The organism is Sphaerisporangium sp. NPDC049002 (genome assembly GCF_040649355.1).
Classification (GTDB): Bacteria; Actinomycetota; Actinomycetes; order Streptosporangiales; family Streptosporangiaceae; genus Sphaerisporangium.
Map to the genome: position 1 here is coordinate 1 of NZ_JBEZFH010000402.1, position 2,515 is coordinate 2,515.

The following is a 2,515-nucleotide window of genomic DNA, read 5'->3' on the forward strand; positions in this document are numbered from 1 at the left end:
GCCCGCCCCTTCCCCCGCGGCCTTCACGGCCGCGGGGGACTTCGGTCCCACCGACGTCGCCTGGGTGGAGCTGATGATCCCGATGGACGAGCTGGCCCTGCGCATGCTGGCCCTGGTCCAGGACAGGTCCTCCGACCCGGGCATGAGGAAGCTGGCCGCGCGGATCAGCACGGTCCACCGCTCCGAGCTGGTGAAGCTCCGCCAGCTCCTGCTGCGGTCGGGCGTCCCGGAGACCAACCCCCACCAGGGGCACAACATGCCCGGCATGGTGACCCCCGAGGAGCTCGCGACCATCGGCCGCGCCTCGGGCGCCGCGTTCGACCGCCTGGTCACCGAGCACCTTCGCGAGCACCTGAAGCAGTCGGTCGTGGTGGCCCAGGGCGAGCAGCGCTCGGGCGCCAACCAGGACACCAAGGCCCTCGCCGCCACCATGGAGAAGACCAGGTCGTCCCAGCTCGGCGACCTCGAAAGGCTCGGTGGCTGAGACCTCCCGGCGGCCTCGACGGCCCTACCCGCGTGAGGTGGCGAAGACGGAGGCCAGCCGTGGCCAGTGGTCCGCCGCGCACAGCACCGGCGGGCGGTCGATCGGCGCCGGGAGCGTGACCTCCCGCGCTCCGCTCACGGGCGCGCCCGTCCAGACGTCGACCCACTCCCCGGCGGGCACGTACGCCCGCACCTGCGAGGCGCCCGGTTCGACGACGGGCACCACGAGCAGGGCGTCGCCGAGCTTGTACTGCAGCGGGTAGCGCCAGATCAGAGGGTCGGCGGGGTGGTCGAAGAACAGCCCGCGCATCAGCGGCGGCCCGCCCTCCACCGCGACCCGCGCCTGCTCGGCCAGGTAGGGCACGAGCCGCTCGCGCAGGTGCGCGAACCTCCTGAACACCGGGAGGACCCGCTCGTCGCCCGTGCGCTCGGCGATGTTCCACGGGGTACGGTCGCGCGACGGCGAGCGGTGGTGGTTGAACTCCGAGTGGTACTGCATGATCGGCATGAACGCCGACGTCCCGGCCGCCCGCAGGTACAGCTCGGCCGAGGGGACGTCGCCGGAGAACCCCGCGAGGTCCCATCCCCAGTAGACGACGCCGCAGGCCGACGCGGTGATCCCCGCGATCACCGAGGAGCGGTACGCCTCCCACGTCGAGTCCTCGTCGCCCGCCCAGAACGCCCCGTGCGGCTGCGACCCGGCGAAACCCGCCCTGCTGAACGTCACCGGGGCCTTGCCGCACGAGCGCAGCAGGTCGCCGAACGCGCGCGCGTAGTGCACGGGGAACAGCCCGTTGCCGTCCGCGCCCCGGCGGCCGTCGGCGTAGCGCAGGTCGTGGCCCCAGGCGTGCTCGCCGCCGTCGGTCTTGAACCCGTCGACGCCCACCTCCTCGACGAGGTAACGCCTCCTGGCCGTCCACCAGTCGCGCACCTCGGCCGAGCTGAGGTCGGGCATCAGGGCGAGCGGGAACCACCACCCCCTGTTCCGGTACGGCCGGCCGTCCTGCTCGCGCACCACCAGGCCCCGCCGGACGGCCGTGGCGGCGTCCACCGCGGCCTGGCCCGACGGATGCGGCCGCATCCTCATGAGCGGGATCTGCCAGAGCAGCACCTTGACGTCACGCGCGTGCAGCTCGTCGACCATGCCCTTCGGGTCGGGCCACGGACCGTCGGCAGGGAACCGGTAGTCGCCCAGCCGGTGCGGCTCCTCGCCCGGCTCGTACCGCGCCCCCCGGAAGGCCGTGAACGTCGACTCGTCGCTCCACGCCTCGATGACCAGGGCTCCCACGGGGATGTCCAGGTCGCGGTGGCGGTCCATCTCGGCGAGCACCCGCTCCTGGGTGTTCCACTCGTTGCCGCTCGCCCAGAGCCGGAACACCCAGGGCGGCAGCTCGGTGGGCATGCCCACGTCGGCGAGGAAGGCGCCGAGGACCTTGACGGGGTCGCCGTCGTACAGACGCAGCGTCAGCTCGGGGCCGTCGGCCTCCGCCTCGACCCGCAGGCGGCCGGGCGTGGACGCGCCCACGTCGTACCAGGTGCGCGCCGAGGTGGCGACGTGGAGCCCCCACCCGGCCTCGCCCCCCACGACCAGCGCGAACGGCATCGGCAGGTACGTACGGGCGTGGCGGCCCTGCCCCTTGTACTGCTCGAAAACCACCGCGTCGAGCGCGCGACCGCGCTGGTCGACGGCGTCGTAGCGCTCGCCGAAGCCCACCACGTGCTCGCCCTCGCCCAGCGCGAGGTCGAACCGCACCCGCCGCGGGCCCTCGCCGCCGGCCAGCCATGCCACGCTGCCCGCGACCACACGGTCGGTGCCCTCGACGGTCAGCGTCCCGCCGCTCTCGCTCCACGCCGCCGCCGTCACCTCGTACCACCGGGTGGTACGGCCGCCGCCGTCGGAGGTGGCGCGGAAGCGGTAGGCGTAGCGGTGCCCCGCACGCAGGGGCGGAGTGCGCGAAGGTGGCGGAGCGGGGCGAGGGCCAAGCCCTGACCGTTCGAACGGAGAAATCATATTTGCCCCCCGGGCGAACCT

2 protein-coding genes are annotated in these 2,515 nt (G+C 73.6%); one reads left to right on the forward strand and one right to left on the reverse strand.

The features are described from left to right. A partial coding sequence (locus AB0B89_RS35975) for a DUF305 domain-containing protein (RefSeq protein WP_358562137.1) occupies nucleotides 1-484 on the forward strand: 484 nt, incomplete at its 5' end. A gap of 24 nt (nucleotides 485-508) precedes the next feature. Here the strand turns inward: AB0B89_RS35975 and AB0B89_RS35980 are convergent. After that, the coding region (locus tag AB0B89_RS35980; protein ID WP_358562140.1) for a TIM-barrel domain-containing protein at nucleotides 509-2,515 on the reverse strand (2,007 nt) is incomplete at its 5' end.